The organism is Polaribacter sp. BAL334 (assembly GCF_015767435.1).
Taxonomy (GTDB): domain Bacteria; phylum Bacteroidota; class Bacteroidia; order Flavobacteriales; family Flavobacteriaceae; genus Polaribacter.
In genome coordinates, this window is sequence record NZ_JADWOV010000121.1 from 1 (window position 1) to 397 (window position 397).

The following is a 397-nucleotide window of genomic DNA, read 5'->3' on the forward strand; positions in this document are numbered from 1 at the left end:
ATTTGGTAGGTTGTATAAAAGAAATGGACAGTGGAAATTTGAAGCTTCTGGAATTGGATATAAGGCAGATTTGGCTTTCTTCCTTGAAAAATATTATGATGGAACAATTATTAAGTAATCATTAAGATAAAACAAAATGGCAATAAATTTAAAAAAAGGGCAAACTATTGACCTTAGAAAAAATGAAAAAGGTGAAAATGTTTATGATCTGTCTACTGTGACAATTGGATTAGGATGGGATGTAAAGCAAAAGGAAACTAGCTTTTTTGGAAAACTACTAGGCGGTGGTAAAGAAGAAGAATATGATTTAGATGCTATTGCATTTCTATTAGACTCCAATGGGAAGGTAGCTAATCTTGGTCGCACTGTAAAACTTACAAATGGACAAGAAAAAGGC

At 32.2% G+C, this 397-nt stretch carries 2 protein-coding genes; both read left to right on the forward strand.

Features of this window, described 5'->3' with window-relative positions:
- Positions 1 to 118 (forward strand): TerD family protein (locus IU405_RS00640; RefSeq protein WP_197436721.1); only part of this gene is annotated, 118 nt, incomplete at its 5' end.
- An 18-nt stretch (positions 119 to 136) separates the two neighbouring features.
- On the forward strand, positions 137 to 397 hold a 261-nt coding region (locus IU405_RS00645; RefSeq protein ID WP_197436722.1), incomplete at its 3' end, for a TerD family protein.